Source organism: Gemmatimonadota bacterium (assembly GCA_026705765.1).
Lineage (GTDB): Bacteria > Latescibacterota > UBA2968 > UBA2968 > UBA2968 > VXRD01.
In genome coordinates this window covers 1-19,323 of record JAPPAB010000053.1, presented here as the reverse complement: position 1 = coordinate 19,323, position 19,323 = coordinate 1, and the positions used below count along the sequence as shown (strand labels likewise).

The 19,323-nt window shown below is 56.5% G+C and carries 18 protein-coding genes and 1 pseudogene; 9 read left to right on the top strand and 10 right to left on the bottom strand.

The features are described from left to right. The coding region (locus OXH16_06420; GenBank protein ID MCY3681011.1) for a phytanoyl-CoA dioxygenase family protein at positions 1-865 on the top strand (865 nt) is incomplete at its 5' end. A gap of 5 nt (positions 866-870) precedes the next feature. On the opposite strand, the gene OXH16_06415 is transcribed toward OXH16_06420, so the two are convergent. The 4 genes from OXH16_06415 to OXH16_06400 all read right to left on the bottom strand — a co-directional run bounded on the left by OXH16_06415 (position 871) and on the right by OXH16_06400 (position 5,968). Continuing rightward, positions 871-2,253 (bottom strand): MATE family efflux transporter, encoded by a 1,383-nt coding sequence (locus tag OXH16_06415; protein ID MCY3681010.1) that lies wholly within the window; start codon positions 2,251-2,253, stop codon positions 871-873. A gap of 8 nt (positions 2,254-2,261) precedes the next feature. Continuing rightward, positions 2,262-3,980: a CocE/NonD family hydrolase gene (locus OXH16_06410; GenBank protein MCY3681009.1), complete on the bottom strand. Its 1,719-nt coding sequence runs from the start codon at positions 3,978-3,980 to the stop codon at positions 2,262-2,264. Beyond that, positions 3,977-4,864 (bottom strand): MBL fold metallo-hydrolase, encoded by an 888-nt coding sequence (locus tag OXH16_06405; GenBank protein MCY3681008.1) that lies wholly within the window; start codon positions 4,862-4,864, stop codon positions 3,977-3,979. The genes OXH16_06410 and OXH16_06405 overlap by 4 nt, the downstream gene beginning before the upstream one ends. A 75-nt stretch (positions 4,865-4,939) precedes the next feature. Next, complete coding sequence (locus OXH16_06400) at positions 4,940-5,968, bottom strand: dienelactone hydrolase family protein (GenBank protein ID MCY3681007.1); 1,029 nt, start codon at positions 5,966-5,968, stop codon at positions 4,940-4,942. Between the two features lie 178 nt (positions 5,969-6,146). Here OXH16_06400 and OXH16_06395 point away from each other — a divergent pair, with 178 nt between their 5' ends. After that, positions 6,147-6,965 (top strand): sugar phosphate isomerase/epimerase, encoded by an 819-nt coding sequence (locus tag OXH16_06395; GenBank protein ID MCY3681006.1) that lies wholly within the window; start codon positions 6,147-6,149, stop codon positions 6,963-6,965. A 20-nt stretch (positions 6,966-6,985) separates the two neighbouring features. Here the strand turns inward: OXH16_06395 and OXH16_06390 are convergent, their stop codons facing one another. Continuing rightward, complete coding sequence (locus OXH16_06390; protein ID MCY3681005.1) at positions 6,986-7,882, bottom strand: hypothetical protein; 897 nt, start codon at positions 7,880-7,882, stop codon at positions 6,986-6,988. Positions 7,883-8,080: 198 nt separating this feature from the next. Here OXH16_06390 and OXH16_06385 point away from each other — a divergent pair. The 4 genes and pseudogenes from OXH16_06385 (at position 8,081) to OXH16_06370 (ending at position 11,725) form a co-directional block, all read left to right on the top strand. Next, positions 8,081-8,185 (top strand): annotated as a pseudogene (locus OXH16_06385) (AbrB/MazE/SpoVT family DNA-binding domain-containing protein). Positions 8,186-8,196: 11 nt separating this feature from the next. Then, positions 8,197-9,663 carry a sulfatase-like hydrolase/transferase gene (locus tag OXH16_06380; protein ID MCY3681004.1) on the top strand — a complete coding sequence of 489 codons (1,467 nt, stop codon included), beginning with the start codon at positions 8,197-8,199 and terminating at the stop codon, positions 9,661-9,663. Beyond that, positions 9,664-10,518: a phytanoyl-CoA dioxygenase family protein gene (locus OXH16_06375; GenBank protein ID MCY3681003.1), complete on the top strand. Its 855-nt coding sequence runs from the start codon at positions 9,664-9,666 to the stop codon at positions 10,516-10,518. A 10-nt stretch (positions 10,519-10,528) separates the two neighbouring features. Continuing rightward, positions 10,529-11,725: an acetate kinase gene (locus OXH16_06370; protein MCY3681002.1), complete on the top strand. Its 1,197-nt coding sequence runs from the start codon at positions 10,529-10,531 to the stop codon at positions 11,723-11,725. 17 nt (positions 11,726-11,742) lie between these two features. Here the strand turns inward: OXH16_06370 and OXH16_06365 are convergent, their stop codons facing one another. The 4 genes from OXH16_06365 to OXH16_06350 are packed head-to-tail and all read right to left on the bottom strand — an operon-like array spanning position 11,743 to position 15,154. After that, positions 11,743-12,615 carry a TIM barrel protein gene (locus OXH16_06365; protein ID MCY3681001.1) on the bottom strand — a complete coding sequence of 291 codons (873 nt, stop codon included), beginning with the start codon at positions 12,613-12,615 and terminating at the stop codon, positions 11,743-11,745. 47 nt (positions 12,616-12,662) lie between these two features. Further along, entirely contained in the window at positions 12,663-13,526 is an 864-nt protein-coding gene (locus OXH16_06360) for a PIG-L family deacetylase (protein ID MCY3681000.1), read from the bottom strand. Further along, a complete protein-coding gene (locus OXH16_06355) occupies positions 13,523-14,260 on the bottom strand; it encodes an aldolase/citrate lyase family protein (protein MCY3680999.1) in 738 nt (245 codons plus the stop codon). Before OXH16_06355 ends, OXH16_06360 begins: the two co-directional genes overlap by 4 nt. A 54-nt stretch (positions 14,261-14,314) precedes the next feature. Next, positions 14,315-15,154: a phytanoyl-CoA dioxygenase family protein gene (locus OXH16_06350; GenBank protein MCY3680998.1), complete on the bottom strand. Its 840-nt coding sequence runs from the start codon at positions 15,152-15,154 to the stop codon at positions 14,315-14,317. Positions 15,155-15,334: 180 nt separating this feature from the next. Here OXH16_06350 and OXH16_06345 point away from each other — a divergent pair, with 180 nt between their 5' ends. Genes OXH16_06345 through OXH16_06335 form a run of 3 tightly spaced genes read left to right on the top strand, consistent with a single transcriptional unit; the run spans position 15,335 to position 18,882 of the window. After that, positions 15,335-16,423, top strand: a complete 1,089-nt coding sequence (locus tag OXH16_06345) for a sialidase family protein (GenBank protein ID MCY3680997.1) — start codon at positions 15,335-15,337, stop codon at positions 16,421-16,423. Positions 16,424-16,438: 15 nt separating this feature from the next. Then, positions 16,439-18,058 (top strand): fumarate hydratase, encoded by a 1,620-nt coding sequence (locus OXH16_06340; protein MCY3680996.1) that lies wholly within the window; start codon positions 16,439-16,441, stop codon positions 18,056-18,058. An 11-nt stretch (positions 18,059-18,069) separates the two neighbouring features. Beyond that, positions 18,070-18,882, top strand: coding sequence for a hypothetical protein (locus OXH16_06335; GenBank protein MCY3680995.1), 813 nt, complete (start codon positions 18,070-18,072; stop codon positions 18,880-18,882). 220 nt (positions 18,883-19,102) lie between these two features. Here the strand turns inward: OXH16_06335 and OXH16_06330 are convergent. Next, on the bottom strand, positions 19,103-19,323 hold a 221-nt coding region (locus tag OXH16_06330), incomplete at its 5' end, for an integrase core domain-containing protein (protein MCY3680994.1).

Here is a 19,323-nt window from a genome sequence, read left to right as displayed (position 1 = left end):
GAAGGACGAACAGGATAAAAGCGAAAAAGGAGAACCCATGCCCATAACCGATGCCCTTCCCGACATGAAACGGGAACTGAAATTTTACCCCGCAAAAACTGACGCGCCAAAAAAACTGACGCGCGAGCAAATCCAGCAATTCAACCAAAAGGGATACATCTTCCCACTCGACGTCTTCAGCAAAAAAGAAGCCCAAGCCAACCGCGCGTACTTTGACAAACTCATGGGCAAAGCGCAGGCAGCGGGCAAAAACAGCTACTCAATCAACGGGTGGCACCGCAATTGCAAAGGCATCTACGACCTGCTCGTGGATAACCGCATCCTCGACTACGTCGAAGACCTGCTCGGACCCAATCTCGTCTCGCGCATGACCCACTACTTCAGCAAAATGCCCGGAGACGGCAAAAAAGTCGCCTTTCATCAAGACGCATCCTACTGGCCCCTCACACCCTCCAAAACCGTAACCGTCTGGCTCGCCATTGACGACGTTGACCTCGCAAACGCCCCCATGGAAGTCATCCCCGGCTCGCATCTCCACGGACAAATACCCTTTGAACGCAGCACACCAGAAGAAAATAACGTCCTCGGACAATCTGTTCACCACGCCGAAAAATTTGGCGACCCAGTACCCCTGATCATGAAAGCCGGGCAAATCTCCATCCACTCCGACTTATTGCTACACGGCTCCAGACCCAACACCTCGCAACGGCGTCGCTGCGGCCTGACCCTGCGCTACATGCCCCCCGAAGTCCGCACCCGAGAAACCGACCATTCACCCGCGGTCTTATGCCGCGGCATTGACCCTTCGGGATACTGGCAGCACATCCCCCGTCCCAACGGCGATGACATCCCAAAAAGAAAGTGAAACACCTATATCACCGTCTGTTTCCATCTACCCTTTAGATAGGACGTCCAGACCAGAACGCCCTGAAGGATGCCGCCAATCAGCCAGGCAATCCAGATGCCGAGGGTATCCATCCCAAACAGAAAAGCCAGGACATAGGACAACGGCAACATAACCACCCATTGCGCCAAAATCGTGTAATAGAGCGGAGGCTTAGTCTCACCACCACCTGCCAGGACGCCTGCGGACACAATGGACAACGCGGAGAAAACCTGTGCAATCGTAAAAAACCAGAGCATGATATAGCCCATATCAATGACGGCTATCGAATCGGTAAACAGATCGACGATTTCCCGGGCGAAGGCACAAATGATAATGGCGCAAACAACGACAAACACCATACAGAGCCGGATCGCACTTGCCCCAAAGCGTTCCGCTTGCGGTATTTGCTTTGCGCCCAATCGCTGTCCAACCAGAGCAGTTGCCGCTACGCCAAAAGCCAGCGCTGGCATAATGCCGATCATCCGCATCTGTAGCCCAATCGTCAGCGCGGCAACAGCAGTCGTGGGCTGCGAAGTCCAACTCGCCACCCGATAAAACAAAATGCGCGCGCCATTGCGGAAAAATCCCTGAATCCCCGCTGGCACCCCAATACGCATCATCCGCCCGATAATATCGCGGTTAAAAGACAAACGCCAGGACCAGCGCATCTGCACACGCGAGCGCCCGGAAGTAAGCAACCAGAAACCCACAATACAACCCACAGCCCGCGACGCGAGCGTACCAACTGCAGCACCAGAAACCCCCAGTTGCGGCAGTCCCCAGGCGCCAAAGATCAAGCCATAGGTAAGAGGAAGCTTCAAAATTATAATAAGACACGAAATCTTCAACGGCGTTCGGGTATCGCCAGCACCGCCAAAAATCGCGCTGATGAGATAATTGAGCATCATAAAAATGACGCCGGCAAAGTAGATGCGCAGGAAAGGCACGGCATGGCCGAGCACCTCGGGCTGTGCGCCCAACAAAATCAATGTAGGACGGGCGATCACGCCCCCGAGCAAGGCCATCACAACGGCCAGCAGTGCCCCCATCAAAACCGCCTGTTGCGCCGTATGGCTGAGGTCATCGTGGCGCTCAGCCCCGTAAAATTGGGCAACCAGAGTACGCGACCCGGTGCTGATCGACATCGCCATCACCATCGTCAGAAACAGAATTTGCCGACTGAGTCCCACCGCTGAAATCGCAGCCGGACCCAGTTGCCCGACCATGGAGATATCGATGAGACCCTCCATTGCATCGAGCATCGAAGCAGCCACCACGGGCCAGGCAATAGCCCAGACCTGGGGCAGAACAGGCGTCTGATCTATGGGAGTTGCAGGCGTGCGGGAAGCCGATCTGGATTGGGGCATAGATATGCTCAGTCGGCAGTCGGGTGGGAAATAGTGGGGAGCACGAGCCGCGAAGGATAGTCTGCCGAGTGATGTACGGCATTCGTCGCCCTCACCAACTCGGTATCTGCCAGATCGTTCCTGCCCGTATTGTGATTGCGGTCGTGATTGGGGAAATCGCTGGATGTGATCTCCAGGCGAATGCGATGGCCCGGTTCAAAACGACAGGCCGTTGGACCGAGTTGGATGCGCAACGCCACCACCGTCCCCAATTCCAACAACGCTTCAGTATCGAGGCCATTGCGGTGACGCACGCACACCATGCCGTAGCACATCTCCAGCGCGGGAGCCTGTTCCCCATCTGCAGGCGGGTACTCATCCACCAGGCGCGCAAAAAAGTCCGTATCTGGCGCTGACGAACCGATAAAGAGAACAACCTCTGGATAGCCAGCAACCTCCACGGCTTCAGTCAGAGGCTCAGAGCGGTAGCAGAGAATATCATCGCGCTCCTCCAACACGCGCCGGTCCGACGGACCCGTAAACAACTCCTTCGTCCACAAGGTCGGCACCGGATCGTGAGGATCGTAGTCAAAGCGATCAACACCGTCATTTCCACTGTCGGCAGACAGCCGCCCGGAGCCGCCAAATCCGGCATTGCCATCGCTGCTCAACAAATACGCACGAGATGTCGTATTCGCTGGCGGCCAGGTATCGGCCTCGCGCCAATATCCCCCCTTCCCCGCCATCGCGAAATAGCGCACTACTGGCTCGCGATCAATCCCATTATCAACTTCTTTGAGCCAGTAGTCGAACCAGCGGATGATCATACCAGGCAAATCAACCTCGGCATCCGGCCCAAAGTCGAACCCCGCCACCTGCCGGCGACCGAGACTCGGATGGTTCCACGGACCGGCGACTAACTTTGTCTGCGACCGCGCCTGCTCGGTGCGGCCATTGCGCTGCATCAGTTGCAGATGCCGCATTGAGCCATTGCAGTGGTCGTACCAGCCACTAAAATCGAGATTTGGCACCGCAACTTCCCCGTGTACCTCGTCGAACCGCCATGCCCGCCGGTTTGGATGCGCCAGCCAGTCTCTCGCGTACTCCGCCAGCCCCGGCGGCAAGTGGCGTGGGAAATCGAGCCACGGAAGATAGTCAAGCCACTGACTCTCGACATCCTCGTTCCATTCCTGCAGCGCCTCCGCTGGCGTATGCGGCGGCGGCAATCCCCGGCGTCGCCGAAGATCTGGAGCCATGGAAGTGAGCCACCACTTGATGCGCCGTCCCGGCCGGAACCCACCCGGCCAATCCACCTCTGTCAACTCCAGTGGAATCGTGTACGCACACATCGCCACCAGATGCGGCGGGCGCAATTTGGCCAACTGCCACTGCATCCAGGCATTATAAGAAGCGCCCAGAGTACCCACCCTGCCGTTGCACCACGGCTGCGCCGCCAGCCACTCCACAGAATCGTAGCCATCTTCGGCATCCCCCGTATGCGCCTCGGTAAACGGCACCCAATCGCCCTCAGACCCGTAGCGCCCGCGCGAATCCATACTCACCACGGCATAACCGGCGCGCACATAACGCTCAAATCCGGACTTCGGACGGCCGTACGGCGTACGCAGCAAAATTCCAGGGAAGCGCCCCTCCGCATCGGGACGGAACACATGTGCCGCCATCCGCACCCCATCGCGCATCGGCACCCGAACGTCAGGCTCAGTAAGAATCTCCATAGTATTGTTCATCGCACAGGCTCCGTATCAATAGTACCCATCGGCACCTCCAGCAGATCCTCTCCGAGAATCACCTGACCGTCGAAAACCTCCCCCACCTCGTGCAGCACCCGCTCCCGCACACCGGGCGTTTCCAACTGCTCCGTCAAATGAACGAGAACCAGCGTCTCGACGCCCGCATCCCGCGCCGTAGTCGCCGCATCGAGGTGACCAGAGCAGCAACTCGTCAGGCGTTCGTCATCGACCGCGCCATTGATGAAATGGCACATGTGCAGCAGCACATCCGCACCTCTTGCCAGATCCGTAAGCCGATCCACCGGCGCAGTGTCGCCGCCAAATACGATGGTACCATCAGGTGTAGTCAAACGATATGCCAGACAGGTGAGTTGGGGCTGCACGTGTACCACCTCTGCCACATCGACCTGCCAATGATCGGTCTCAATCCGATCTCCGGATTCGACCTCGCGCACCTGTGGATTGGGCCTCTCCCGCGGCATAGTCCCACCGCGCGCCTCGTACACAAAATGGCTACCCGGGTGCAAAGTGCGGGCAGCCAGATCCGGACCAAAGGCGCCATCGGCAGAAAACAACCGGTGCGCCATATGCGCTGTTGGTGCCGGACCGTACACCTGCAATTCCGGTATCTGGCCGACGCTCTGATCCCAGCGCGTCAGCACCAGATAGGCAAAATCGACACAATGGTCGTAGTGCAGATGGGTGAGAAACAAATAATCAATCGAGGGCAGTGCAAGGCCCACTTCGAGCATGCGCCGCACAGACGCCGGACCGCAATCGAAAATCAAGGTCTCGTCACCCGTCTGGACGAGATAGCTGGAGCCACCGCGGTGCGCGAGCGGGGCAGGAGTGCCGGTACAGAGAAGTTGAAGTCGCGTCATCCCTTTTATCCTATTTTGCAATTCATGCACGCAGACAATATCCGACAAACCTCACCAAAGCGCAATGCCAACTCTTCAGCCTCTGTGCAACCTCTCCAAAACCTTCTGAGCCACAGTCATATTGAACTGATGCCCCCCGTCGAACCGATCCACAAACAGATCCTCTATAGCACCTGCAGCCCGATACGCCTTCCGAATCCGCGCCAGACCGCGCTCTGCCCAATCGTGGGGAATAAGCCGATCTCGCGACCCAATCTCAATAACCATAGGCCGGGGCGCAATCAGTGAAAAAATCTCCGGCGTATCGCCGTAGCGGAGCAGACCGGGAATCAACTGCGCGCCGCACTGACTCAGAGCCTGATAGCGCTCCTGATACAAATTCATACACCCGGACGGAACCGCGATCTCAATCCGGGAATCAAAAGCCGAAATCATCATCGTCATCCGCCCCCCCAGCGACAGCCCCGCGCACCCCAACCGAGCCCCATCGACAAAATCGAGCCCCTGTAAAACATCCAGAGCAGCCTCAAGATCGCAGAGATGGAGCGCCACCACAGTAGTACCCAGCAAAGTAGCACACATATAATTCCGAGGACAAAAATCAGTCCGGGGACCGGGATAGCCGGGCCTACGCTCCCCAAACCCCCGAAGATCCGGAGCGAGAACCACATAACCCTGTTCTGCAAACCCGTGCCCGAAATCGTAACTACATTTATCGATCTCAGCCTGCCGCTCAGGCGTATCATTAAGCCCCACCACGCTATCCTTCCCAAAATGCCCGTGCCCGTGAATACAGAGAAGACCCGGCGCCTTTTCCCCCGGCGCCAGCCCCTTCGGCGCCAGAAGATAAGCTGGCACAAAAACCCCAGGCTCTGTCTGGTAAGAAATCCGCCTGCGCACGTACACACCACAATCGATCTCCTCCTCAAACTCAAGACAAAGCGCAGCCCGTTCGGGCCGCGGGCCAATCAGCCCGGTCAGCACATCTCGAAACGCTTCCTGCCAGACGCAAAAATCCTCCTGAGTCACACCCTCAAACAGAAGAGACGGCTGCGCCTGATCGATCAAACGAGAAAGATCGTCTTCAAAAGATAGGGGTCGCATAGAATGCTCCTTGACACATAGGATGAAATCGCCGCAGAGGGGAGGTCCAATGGAAGAATCCAGGGGCAAGATAGTGTGTCATATCTGCAAAAACAAGAGAGGATTTCCGTTGACATCCTATTGTCACACCCCTACTTTGCGGGCACGCTGATATTTGGAAATCTAAAAGGAAAAAACAGTGATTCTGGGACTGGCATCGCCAACCTACAGCGGCACTCTCCCCGAGCAGGCGCCGCTGTTGTGGTTGCTGGACCGCTGCGCGGAATACGACCTGAAGGCCATGGAAGCGCCGCTGCCCCTGTCGGGGACAGACCATCCGAAGGAAGTCAAAGAAAAAGCGGCCGATCTGAGGGTGACATGGGTGGGCTACTGGAGCGAGGATTTCGTAACACCGGACGGGGGTGGAATCCGGTTGCGAGAGCGGGCAGAGCGGGCGTTTGACCAGGCCAGTATCGGCGGGGTGAAAACGGTCGTGATCTTTGGGAGAGGGAGCCTTCACAATCGGTTTACGCGACAGCCCCCGCTGGCCGACCAGTTGCGCCTGGCGGCCGATCACCTGAGACCGGTGGCAGAAGCGGCGTCGGAAAGAGACATCCAACTCGCCTTGCTACCCCACCTGGACTACCGGGGCCACGAAATGGTATCGGTAATGGAGAAGGTGTGCCACCCGAACCTGAAGATGGCGTTCGATACCGCCAATCCCTTTCCGGTCTGCGAAGAACCAGTAGCTGCCGCAAAGGTGGTATTGCCCCACGCGGTGGCGGTAGCATTCAAAGACGTACAGATCTATCCCCATCGCTCGAACGACGTGACAATCTGGGGAACGCCGATCGGGCGAGGCTCGGTCGATTTCGAGACACTTCTGCCGATGCTATCCGAACAACTTCCCAATCCAGAAAAGACCACTGCCTGCATCAAATTGCGGCTGCCGTCCGGCAACGCCGAACACGCCGACTGGATGGACCAGAGCCTGACCTTTCTGCGGTCGCATCTCTAACCTCCTGAGCAGTGAATCCCTTAATCCCGCGCGCCCCGAATAGGATGAATCTCTCGAAACTTCTGAAACTCCCAAAAAGCGTGGTCTGCAGCGTACCCGTTTGGAACCGCCTCTGTCTTCTCCAGCCGCTTGTACGCCACGCGCACATGGAGCACCTGCGGTTCATCCACGGGAAGCGCGTTCACCTGCCAGTTAAAATCCCACGCGGGGCTACTCTGCCCCGGAACAATTGATCCGCCAGCACCCAAAGGAGAAAGATAGAACCGAAATCCCGGATAATCGTCCGCCATAATCAAAAACATCATGCCCCGGATAATGCCAAAATAAAAGGGATAATCGAAAGTATGACCCGAATCCGAATGGCTGAAATTCCGCTTCCCATCCAGAAATGTCGTAGCTGCATCCCGCCCCCAGGGCTCGCGTTCATCCACCGGCAGATCAGTCGGAAAAATCATCGCCCCCTGTCCGTGAATCGGATTGTAATAATAAGTCCACAGCCCCTTCTCGATAAAATGAATGCCGCCATCCAGCGGAGAATTGACATAGCAACACCAGCCAAAGGAATAGTCTTCCTGTGGCCTGTGCCCCTCTCGAGCCGTGGCAGTCATCTCATAGTCGATATAGTGTGGCGGGACCAGTCGATAGACCCCCCGCGTCTCCACGAAATTATTGGCCTCTGACGCCTCCTTAAACAACTCCACCGCAGTCTCATCTACCCGCCGCACCGCGGGCCGTCTTCCTCGGTGGTGGCCGAAAAGCAGCACCCCATTTCCCTGCGACACAGCGGTATGACCGTCTTTGACCGAAGTCAAAAACCAGACCCCGCTGTGTTGATCCTGTCCAGCGCCGTGATCGGTATCGTCTCCAATAATCGCGCGCAATTCGCCAGCAGAGATAAAATAACATGGCTCAGACATAGGTATTTCTCCTTTTGAAATAACAAACCGCGGACTACTGATAAGGTACCCACCAAAACGGGTCATGTCCAGTTCTCTGTCATTGGTATATGGCACGCAATACCGCGCATTGCCACTGCGTGAGCGATATGCAAAATCGGTCTTGATAAATTTGAGTCTCAATATATCTTCATTGTATCTACTTAAAGGAAAAAAGATATGGAAACCCGTGTGCAGAAATGGGGCAATAGTTTAGCCCTGCGTATTCCCAAACTACTCGCTATCCAAATCGGGATTGAACCCAATTCACCGGTCGAATTAACAGAGGACCACCCATGAATACCAGACCCGACATAATCTTCATCTGTTCCGACCAGTGGAACGCGCGCTACCTGAGATGCGCGGGACACCCACAAGTACAAACCCCGCACCTCGACGCGCTTGCAGCCACAGGCTGTATCTTCGACGCGGCCTACACGCCATCGCCCGTGTGCATGCCAGCGCGCGCATCGCTCGCCAGCGGCCTCTACCCGCACGCGCACGGATTCTTTTGCAACTACACCGGCAAACTATTTCCACCCGAACAAGTCACCCTCTTCCGCTGCCTGCAAGAAACTGGCTACACCACAGCAAAGATCGGAAAATACCACTACTTCAGCCTGGAATGGGGTCAGGACTATGAAGACTACCGAGACTACTACGACCAACTCGGACTGGACTGGGCTGAAGAAACCTCGACACCATTCCAGGGACCCTTCCTGAACACGGGCTATAGCCGTCTGCTAAAAAAAGAAGGACTCCTCGACACCTTCATCACCGACATTGGCGACCGCTACGTAGATGGACAATACACCCCCCGACCCTCACCCCTACCGCCAGATATGACGCCGGACGGCTACGTCTGCCGGCAAACCCTGGCATACCTCGACCGCGCACCCACCGACAAACCCCTATTCCTCTTCGCCAGCTTTCCCGGACCTCATACACCTCTGGACGCACCCGGCAAATACGCCAAAATGTACGACCCCTCCGATATCGTCCTCCCAGAAAACTACAACGAGAAACGCTGCAAATACGGTCATCAGGCCATCGCCGAAATGACCGCCCAATACATGGGCAAAATCACCCATTTCGACGACCGCGTAGGAGAAATCATAGCCGCCCTGAAAAAACGCGGCAACTGGGAAAACACCGTCATCGTATTCTCCTCTGACCACGGAGAACGCATGGGAGAACACGGCCTCATCTCCAAAACCGGCTTTGAGGAAGGATCTGCACGCGTACCCCTCATCATCGGCGGACCAGCCGCGCCCGTCGCCAGCGGGCACCGCAACGCCTCACCCGTCTCCTTCCTGGATCTGTTCCCCACCTTCCTGGACCTGGCGGGCGCAGAAATCCCGGACTACTGCCAGGCAGTCTCGCTCCTGCCCATCGTCAGCGGTGAAACCGACAGCGTTCACGACGCCGTCTTCTCTGAAATCTCCCGCAACGACCAGTTCTGCTACATGGTGCGCGACTCCCGGTGGAAATGGTCCATCCAGGCCCAAAATGAACGCCTGTACGACCTGCAAAACGACCCGCATGAAATGCAGAACCTCGCCCAGTCACCCGCACATGCAGACACAGCCCAGCGTCTCCGCAACAGACTGCTCACATTTCTCACCGACACGCAACTCAACCACGCCCGCGGATACAAACCCTTATTCACTCGCATCGGCATGCAATTCCCAACAGAAGACCCCACAGACAGAAAACGCATCATTCACGACCGCCTGCGGCAAGTTCACAAGGAGATAATATAGATGGATAGATCTTGCCTGGATCACAGACTCACAGACGAAGAACGCCAGCAGTTTCAGCGCGACGGCTATTTCGTCATAGAAAACGCACTCGACGAGGAGATGCTCGAGATAGCTGTCGCCGCAGTCGATCGCATTGACGCACGAATTCGGCAAGAGGAGGACCTGAATTCAGCGCAGCGGGTAAACGCACACGACTGCATTGGCAAGGACGCATCGCTTCTGGACCTCATAGACTACCCCACCACCTTCCCAAAGGTCTGGGGCCTCATGGGATGGAATATATACCTATTCCACACGCAGATGGTTATTTCGCCGCCAACGAGCAAGCCCCCGCCTGCTGGCAAAAAATTAGGCTGGCATCAGGACCAGAATCGATCCAATGGCGACCTCGACATGGAAGGACTTCCGGTGAATCCTATGTTGTCGCTGAAGGTTGCCTTCTTCCTGACCGACACCACCGATGTCGGCGTAGCGAACTTCTATATTGCGCCAGGGCAGCAGGCAAACAAGCAACTCACCTATTCTGATGACGAAATGCCCATCAACGGCATGCCCATACGTGTCAACGCCGGGTCGGCCGTCCTGTTCGACCGGCGACTGTGGCACGCCTCGAGTCCCAACTACTTAAACAGACCGAGAAAAGTCCTCTTCTACGGCTATGCATATCGCTGGATCCGGCCCAAGTGCATCATGGAAGTTGACCATCTCTTCGAGCACCTAAGCCCGATTCGCCGACAACTCCTCGGAGCGGCAACCAAACAGGCTGGCTACTATGTGCCTTCAGAAGAGGACGTACCTCTACGCACCTGGCTGAAGGCGAACAGCGATGAATCCCTTACGTGGAGCCACAGATAGCGGACTGACCATGCCTGTAATACTCACCATCAACGCCGGCAGTTCTTCAATTAAATACCAGTGCTTCGACATGGACAGCGAAGAATGCCTCGCAAAAGGACACGTCGAACGGCTGCTCTCTGCATCCGCAGAATTGTCTTACACGCGGCGGGATGGCGTCACCCATCGTGTTCCCGTGCCTCAAACCGCTCATGAAGCCGTATTTCAACGCATCTTTGAAATCCTGCTCCACCCGGACTGGGGAATCCTCCTCACGCCCGATGAAATTCACGCAGTCGGACATCGCGTTGTACACGGCGGGAGCCATTTCGCGGCCTCCACCCGGATCACGTCCGAAGTCGAAAAAACAATCGAACAGTGCGCCCCCCTCGCCCCACTGCACAACCCCTTCAACCTGCGCGGAATTCGCGCCTGCCAGACCATACTACCCCACATCCCACACGTCGCGGTATTCGACACCGCATTCCACCAGACCATCCCGGACTACGCCCACACTTATGCCCTGCCCCACGCGATATCCGAACAGTATCAAATCCGACAATACGGTTTCCACGGCATATCGCATCAATACGTCGCCATGCGTGCAGCGGAAATGCTCGGCTCGCCTTTGAAAACGCTAAAACTGATCACATGCCATCTGGGAAACGGCTGTAGCATTACCGCCATCGAAAATGGAAAATCAATCGACACCAGTATGGGTTTCACACCCCTTCAGGGACTCGTAATGGGAACGCGCAGCGGAGACATCGACCCGGCGATCATCCTCTACCTGATCAGAGAACATCAGATGACGCCGGAGCAAATCGACCAGATGCTCAACCATCAAAGCGGTCTCATCGGCGTATCCGGAATCGGATCAGACCTCAGAGATCTAATCGCCGTCCATGAGGAAAATCGGCGTGCGGCACTTGCAATCGACATCTTCTGCTACCGCATCCGCCAGTACATCGGAAAATACGCGGCGGTACTCGACGGGATAGACGCGCTCGTATTCACCGCCGGAATAGGGGAAAACGCGCCACTCATACGGACGCGCATCTGTGAAAAACTCGGATTCCTGGGCGTACATCTCGACCGGGGAAAAAACGAGGGCAACCCCATGAACGAAACAATTCATCATGAGACTGCCCCGGTATCCGTCCTCGTCATCCCCACCAACGAAGAACTGATGATCGCGCGAGACACACTACAGGTGATTAAGAGCTAACACAGCGCAACCGGCCTTCAATCCGCGAGCAATCCGCGCAGATACCTGGCCGCCAGGCCGATCGCCTCGGCGTAACCGCAACGGTTATTTCGGTCTTCGAAGATAATCGACACATTGCCATTGTAGTTGACGGCTTTCAGGATCGGCACAATGCGCTCGTAGTCGAGCCATTCTTCCCGACCACTGTCGATCTTGTAGATCTTAGCCCGCACACAGGCGGCATACGGAGCGGTTTGTTCCATGTAGCGGTAGAACGCCAGGTCGGGATCGAATTTTCCCGCCAGATTTGATCCAGGTGAGCCGAACCATTGCCCAGTATCCAGTATGAAGGTAAAATTCTCGCGGTCAGTATCGTGCAGGATGCGGAGAATGTCGTCACCGGTGGGAGCCACGGCGGGCGGATGATTGTGGAGCCCCAGGAAGATGCCCTTATCGATCGCGTAATCGGCGACTTCCTGGAAACTGCGGATCATCGCGGCCCAGATCGCTTCCCTATCCTCTGTCCCCTCTGGCAAGCCACCCCCGAACAGGCGAACCAGAGGCGCACCCATAAATGCCGCCACATCCACGGCCTCTTTCGCCTCTGCCACCCGCCTGCGCAATTCCTCCGGCGGCAGCGGAACGCCGACCACGCGCTGGTTCGCGCCGGTCGCCGCGCCCACGAACCCATCTCCGGTTCCCACATAGCCGATCGGCAGCCCGTACCTGAGGCACTTACCCTTAATCTGGCGCAGGTACTCAAAACTCCTGGAACGGAACCCTCTGTAGAGGTGCAAATCGACAATATCCAGCCTCAGGTCGTGGATCAGGTCGATCAGGGATTCGACATCGATGAACTGCCCGGGATTCTCTTCGTCCCGCAGCATGGCGGTGCAGCCGAGTTTGATCATGGAGTCCATCCGTGTGGGGCGGATCAATAGGCCGTGCGCAACACTTCTCAATCCACCGGGATGCGGTAGGAACTGCGACTGATATTCTCGTGGTCGGATGAACGGGCAACCCTGAGCGCGTGCTCGGTCAGCGGAAGGAAGGAATGGGTTTCGGCGTGCAAGGAGATAAAGCCTTCGGCGTACGCGCAGCGCCCCGCACTACCAAATGCGCCGTCGCTGGTCTCGATCCGTTTTCGGGCATAGGCACCGCCGTATCCCTGGCTCACTAGGCAGTCCAGCGCCGCCAGCTTTTTCTCCACAACATCGGTAATATCGATGAAGACATCGTTGTAGTAGCCCCCCTCGGAATCCCAAACCTGCCGGGGAATCCCCGCACCGCCTCCCCCAAAATAAAAGACTTGCGCAACCCTGTGAGGGGGATTCCGGTCACCGGGATCGACGCTGTTGGCCAGCCCGATGGCGTGCATCACGATTTGCCCGGCGGTGGCGTGCGCGTTGGTCAGGCCGTCACCTTCTTTGGGAAAGTGGGTCAGGACAATATCGGGACGGAGTTCCCGCAGCAGCCTTGCCAGGCGCCTCACCGTCTCGTCCTCAACGAGCAGGACCGAATCATCGGCGCCAAAGAAGTAGATCTCTCCTACACCCAAAATCGCACAGGCCGCGCGAACCTCCGCCGCTTTGACATCGGAGCGTTCCTGCATCATCTTCAGAAGCTCGGCCCCGTCCGGCACTTCCTCCTGGTGAAACATCTCGTCGCTGATCACCGCATCATGCACCCGTGCGCCGTGGGTCAGCACCACACACCGCACATCGTCGCCGCGGCTGACGTGATGGGCCATAGTACCGCCCGATTGGTCGAAGATATCGGCCGGATGCGCCCCGATGGAGAGCAGACGTAGTGATTCTGTCATCCTTCAGTCCCCCCACCTGGATTGGCGCGTAAGGTTTCGAGATTTTGGGTCAGGACCTGCGTGCCATAAGCGAGAATATTGCCGACATTCATAAAGCGGTAGCCCCAGCGGAGTTTCTCCTGGATCTCGGAGAGATCCACAAGCGTGGTACCGGCGACAATGCCAGACCCTTCCAGCCGCCCGGGAACATCCCGCATAATCTCCTGGACTTCCCTGGCGCTGGTTTCGGTAATCTTTCCGACCGATGCGGATAGATCGAGCGGCCCCACGAGCAGGACGTCAATGCCTGCGACCTGCTTGATTTCGTCGATGTTATCGTATGCCTCCTGGCTCTCGACCTGGAGAATCAATACGGTTTCTGCATTTGCAGTTTTGATCACGTGATTCCAGTCTTCGCCGGCTATGCGGGCCCACATGGGGGAAAGCCCGCGCTGTCCCTCAGGGGGATAACGAGCATATTGCACTGCCCGGGCGGCTTCTTCGGCGGTATTGACCTGAGGCACCATCACGGCCACGGCACCGACATCGAAAGCCTTCTTGATCAGGGCCGGGTCGTTCCACGCCACGCGGATCATCGGCGCCACGCCGTTCTGCCTGGCAAGAACGGGAATAGCGTCCAGAGATTCGGTGGCGAACGGAGCGTGTTCGGTATCGATCCAGAGAAAGTCTGGCCGGGCCTGCACAATGGTTCCAAGGACGAGGGATGAGGGGACCGGCAGAGAGGTCCCCAGCACGATATCGCCCTTTCTAAGCTTCTGTTTAAGTGGATTGGGATACATTCGTTCTCCTTACTTGCGTTCCCATCGGCTGGGATTGATACCCGGGGCCTGACTGGCCATGTCGGGCGGTTTGTTGCCCCCTTCGGGGATCCAGTGGCGGGTGTTACGGTCACCGAAAAAGGGTCTCACGGCATCGGGCAGCGCGGCGACGTCCTGCGGATCCCACCCTTCAACTTTCTGGACAGGACCTGCCCAGGCCGGGCGGTAAGCAATAGCCAGCATCGAGCGGGGCCAGTCGCCGACATTGGGGAAGTTGCCGTGGAAAACCTTGTGGTTGATAAACATCGCAGAACCGGCTTTTGCAGTAACCATGACCTCCTCTGGATGGGACTCGAAGCGCTGGTAGGGATTGCCGTCTGCGTGCATGGAAAGGTGCGATCGGGGAATTACGCGGAATGGGGAGACTTCCGGAGTCAGGTCGTCCAGATAATACAGCACCCGGACCATGACCGGTACGCTACCCAGATAACCAAAGATGCGAGAACCGTAGGGTTGGCCATCCGTATGGAGGCTGATGCCCGGGTGCCCCGGCTCTGAGCGGGCATATCCGTAGTGAGACAGAATGATGTCCTCCCCCAGAAGTTCCCTCAGAAAGGCAACCGTCGGGGGATGGGCAATGAGGTCGGTAATTTCACCGCCGAAGAACTGGATGTCACTCCGGCCCCGCTGGTGAATACTGTAATCCACCGGGGTGGTTTCCAAACTATCGGTTATCCCCTTGAGCCGGGCCAGATGCTCGGGCGTCAACAAATCGGGAATCAGAAGATAGCCCTCAACCTCTATCTGGCGAATGCGCTCGCCCGAAGTCAGGGCGGACCAGTCGCGGTCATCGATACGTGGAGCAGACATATTGCCTCCCTTGTGGTTTCCGAAAAAACAATATAAGGTCTGTACTGCTTTCTACAAGTGGAATATGTTCCATGTGGTTCATCTCTCAACCTATTCGCAATTTTTTGGCTTGTTCTTTATCTTATTATGGTATAATTATATACTTTCCAATAAAATTCCTCAACATAAACGGAGCATCACATGATAGACAAAACCCACCTCTTTGAAGGTCGGACAAACGGATACCACATCTACCGCGTACCGGGCATCCTCTGCACGCAAAACAACATCCTCCTCGCCACGGCAGAGGCGCGACGCGGCAGAGGCGGCGACTGGGACGGCAACGACGTGGTCATGCGGCGAAGTGCGGACAATGGTCAGACCTGGGACTCGCCCACCGTTGTCGCCCGTTGCGACACATATGGCGAAGGCCCCATCAGCAACTTCGTCATGATCTCCGACCGCAAAGACGGCGCAGTACACGCCCTCTATTGTCACAACTACGCCCGCGTCTTCTACATGCAAAGCAAAGACGACGGCACCACATGGTCCGACCCCACTGAAATCACAGATGAACTCACACCCTTCCGCGAACAATATCCCTGGCGCGTCATAGCCACTGGACCCGGGCACGGCATTCAACTTCAAAACGGACGCCTCATCGTACCCATCTGGATGTCGGACGGCGGCGGCACGGAATTTGGTCCGGGCAAACTCGGGCATCGCCCCTCCACAGTCGCGGGCATCTACAGCGACGACCACGCGCAAACATGGCAGCGCAGTGACATTATCGTGCGCACAGAAGGCGAATACATCAACCCCAGCGAAACACTCTCCGTTGAACGCAACGACGGGCGTGTCTTATTCAACATCCGCACGGAATCCAAACGCCATCGCCGCCTCATCACCACCAGCCCCGATGGCGCGACCAACTGGTCAGAACTAAAATTTGACGACGCCCTGCTCGAACCCGTGTGCATGGGCAGCATCCTCAAACTCCAAAATGGCAACATCATTTTTGCCAACCCCGACAACCTCGAACGCGAATTTACCAGACCGGGCCGCGTCTCTTATGATCGCAAACGCCTCACCGTCAAAATGAGCACCGACGACTGCCAGACCTGGCCCGTCTCCAAAATCCTCGAACCGGGCCCCTCGAGTTATTCCGACCTCGCCCAAACAGCCGACGGCACAATATGCTGCATATACGAAAACCAGACCTTCACGCGACAAAACGACACGCGATACGTCACCGTCGCCCGCTTTGACCTCGAATGGCTGGAACAATAAAAAAGAAAGGAAAAAATGGACACCTACGAACACCGCGAAATGATCCCCCTCGGAGAAGATGAAACCCCCTATCAATTGCTCACAACCGATTATATCTCAACCGGGCAATTTGAGGGCCAGGAAATCCTCAAAGTCGAACCCGAGGGCCTCACCATGCTGGCGGACCGCGCCATACGAGACAGCGCGCACCTGCTCCGCCCTGCACACTTAAAACAACTGACCAAAATACTCGACGACCCCGAAGCCTCGGACAACGACCGCTTTGTCGCCATCGAAATGCTCAAAAATGCCAACATCGCCGCAGGCGGCGTCCTCCCCATGTGTCAGGACACGGGCACAGCCATCATCATGGGCAAAAAGGGCAATCGCGTATGGACCGACGGCAGCGACGAAGCCGCACTCGCACACGGCATTACCAGAGCCTTTCTGGAAACAAACCTGCGCTACAGCCAACTGGCACCACTCGACATGTTTCAGGAGGCAAATACAAAAACCAACCTCCCCGCACAAATCGAGATCTATGCCGAGGAAGGGAATACATACAAATTCATGTTCATGGCCAAAGGTGGCGGATCCGCCAACAAAAGCCTGCTCTATCAAGAAACCCGAGCGCTGCTCAATCCCGAACGCCTGCGCGACTTTATCGACCAGCGCCTGCGCGAACTCGGCACAGCCGCCTGTCCACCCTATCACCTCGCCCTCGTCATCGGCGGCACCTCCGCAGAATACACCCTCAAAACCGCCAAACTCGCAAGCGCCAAATATCTCGACACCCTGCCCACACAGGGCAATGAATACGGCCAGGCATTCCGCGACCTCGAAATGGAAAAACAAGTCCTCGAAATGAGTCACGAACTCGGCATTGGTGCGCAATTTGGCGGTAAATACTTCTGCCACGACGTGCGCGTTATTCGCCTACCTCGCCACGGCGCATCCTGCCCCGTCGGCATTGCCGTATCCTGCTCTGCCGACCGACAAATTCTGGGAAAAATAACGCGCGAAGGCATCTTCCTCGAAGAATTGGAAAGCGACCCGGCAAAATACCTTCCCGAAGTCGATGAAGAAGCCCTCAGCGGCGATGTCGTAAAAATCGACCTCAACCAGCCCATGGACAAAGTGCGCGAAACCCTCAGCAAATATCCGGTCAGCACGCGCCTATCCCTCTCCGGACCCATGATCGTCGCACGCGATATTGCCCACGCCCAACTCCAGGAACGCATAGACAGCGGCGAAGGACTTCCGCAATACTTCAAGAACCTGTGCGTCTATTACGCAGGACCCGCCAAAACACCCGAAGGATACGCCTCCGGCTCATTTGGTCCCACCACCGCGGGACGCATGGACAGCTACGTCGATTCATTCCAATCAGAAGGCGGCAGCATGGTCATGCTCGCCAAAGGCAATCGCTCGCGGCAAGTAACAGAAGCGTGCAAAAAACACGGCGGATTTTACCTCGGCTCCATCGGCGGACCCGCCGCCCGCCTCGCCAAAGACGCCATTCACAAAGTCGAATGCCAGGAATATCCCGAACTCGGCATGGAAGCGATATGGCGCATCGAAGTCAAAAACTTTCCCGCATTCATCGTCGTTGACGACAAAGGCAACGACTTTTTCTCGGGCTTTATGCGCCCATAGAGGAGCAACACATGCGATACGCAAACATAGGCGGCGTCAGCGTCTCCGGCCTCTGTATTGGCGGCAACCCGTTCAGCGGATTTTCGCACCAGACCAGAGAACGCAGCAAAGAAATGACCGATTATTACACCCCCAGCCGCATCAAAGACACCTGGCGGCAGGCAGAAGAACTCGGCATCAACACCTTCTTTGGGCGCACCGACGACCACATCATGGGACTTCTCGAAGAATACTGGGATGAAGGCGGCAGCATCCAGTGGTTTGCACAGGTATGCATCGAACGCGGTAAACCCGATGCCTGGCGCAAATGGCTTCGCGCATCCATCGAACTGGGCGCAAGCGGCACCTATATCCACGGCGGCGTGGTCGATAACTGGTACGCCACAGAACAGTGGGACAATTTTTACGAAGCACTCGACACCATGTCCAATGCGGGCGTCGCATCTGGATTTGCAGCCCATCAACCCGCGGCACACGAATGGGTGCGCGACAACCTGGACCCCGACTTTCAGATGTGCAGCTATTACAACCCCACGGACCGCTCTCGCAGCGCGCACCACAGTGACGAAGGCGAAAAATGGGAAGAAAAAGACCGCGCCAAAATGCTCGATGTCATCGCCACCATCCCCTGTCCCGTCGTACACTACAAAGTCTTCGCAGGCGGCAACAAACCCATCCTCGAAGCCTTTGAAACCATGGGCAAAGCCATGCGCGAAAACGACGTAGCCCTCGTTGGCTTCTTCCTCAAAGACAACCCCGACATGATGCGAGAAGACATCGCACTCTTCGAAGAATATGTCGAGGGTGTAGCCGTGCTTGCGTAGGGACAGTTATTCCGAAACAGTAGATTTCTCAGGAGGAGTATAACCTTGCTGGAGCTTTATATCCGTCAGATAATAAAAACAGTTGTTTGTCTATTAGCTTTTATGCTTATCACGAGCTTCACACACGCTTATGCACAATCGCAACAATTTGTTGGTCAAGGTTCTTATACAGGAACGCTTGGAGTTACCCCGCTTCGGTGGAGAGTTTAGGGCTTGTGTATCAAGCCCGTGATTGATGCAGTTTTTCATAAGCTATCGGCGCCTGGTAGGCGATGGAAGAATGCCTGCGATGCGGATTATACCATCCTTCAATATAAGAGAAGATAGCCAAGCGCGCTTCCTTATGCGTACGGAAGGATCGGCGATTGATCAGTTCACATTCAAGAGTGGCGAAGAAGCTCTCGCATAGCGCGTTGTCATAGCAGTCGCCAGCAGCCCCCA

Coding starts and splice junctions, on each gene's coding strand:
- OXH16_06415 (MCY3681010.1), bottom strand. CDS start 2,253: ATGCCCCAATCCAGATCGGCTTCCCGCACGCCTGCAACTCCCATAGAT.
- OXH16_06410 (MCY3681009.1), bottom strand. CDS start 3,980: ATGAACAATACTATGGAGATTCTTACTGAGCCTGACGTTCGGGTGCCG.
- OXH16_06405 (MCY3681008.1), bottom strand. CDS start 4,864: ATGACGCGACTTCAACTTCTCTGTACCGGCACTCCTGCCCCGCTCGCG.
- OXH16_06400 (MCY3681007.1), bottom strand. CDS start 5,968: ATGCGACCCCTATCTTTTGAAGACGATCTTTCTCGTTTGATCGATCAG.
- OXH16_06390 (MCY3681005.1), bottom strand. CDS start 7,882: ATGTCTGAGCCATGTTATTTTATCTCTGCTGGCGAATTGCGCGCGATT.
- OXH16_06380 (MCY3681004.1), top strand. CDS start 8,197: ATGAATACCAGACCCGACATAATCTTCATCTGTTCCGACCAGTGGAAC.
- OXH16_06375 (MCY3681003.1), top strand. CDS start 9,664: ATGGATAGATCTTGCCTGGATCACAGACTCACAGACGAAGAACGCCAG.
- OXH16_06370 (MCY3681002.1), top strand. CDS start 10,529: ATGCCTGTAATACTCACCATCAACGCCGGCAGTTCTTCAATTAAATAC.
- OXH16_06365 (MCY3681001.1), bottom strand. CDS start 12,615: ATGATCAAACTCGGCTGCACCGCCATGCTGCGGGACGAAGAGAATCCC.
- OXH16_06360 (MCY3681000.1), bottom strand. CDS start 13,526: ATGACAGAATCACTACGTCTGCTCTCCATCGGGGCGCATCCGGCCGAT.
- OXH16_06350 (MCY3680998.1), bottom strand. CDS start 15,154: ATGTCTGCTCCACGTATCGATGACCGCGACTGGTCCGCCCTGACTTCG.
- OXH16_06345 (MCY3680997.1), top strand. CDS start 15,335: ATGATAGACAAAACCCACCTCTTTGAAGGTCGGACAAACGGATACCAC.
- OXH16_06340 (MCY3680996.1), top strand. CDS start 16,439: ATGGACACCTACGAACACCGCGAAATGATCCCCCTCGGAGAAGATGAA.
- OXH16_06335 (MCY3680995.1), top strand. CDS start 18,070: ATGCGATACGCAAACATAGGCGGCGTCAGCGTCTCCGGCCTCTGTATT.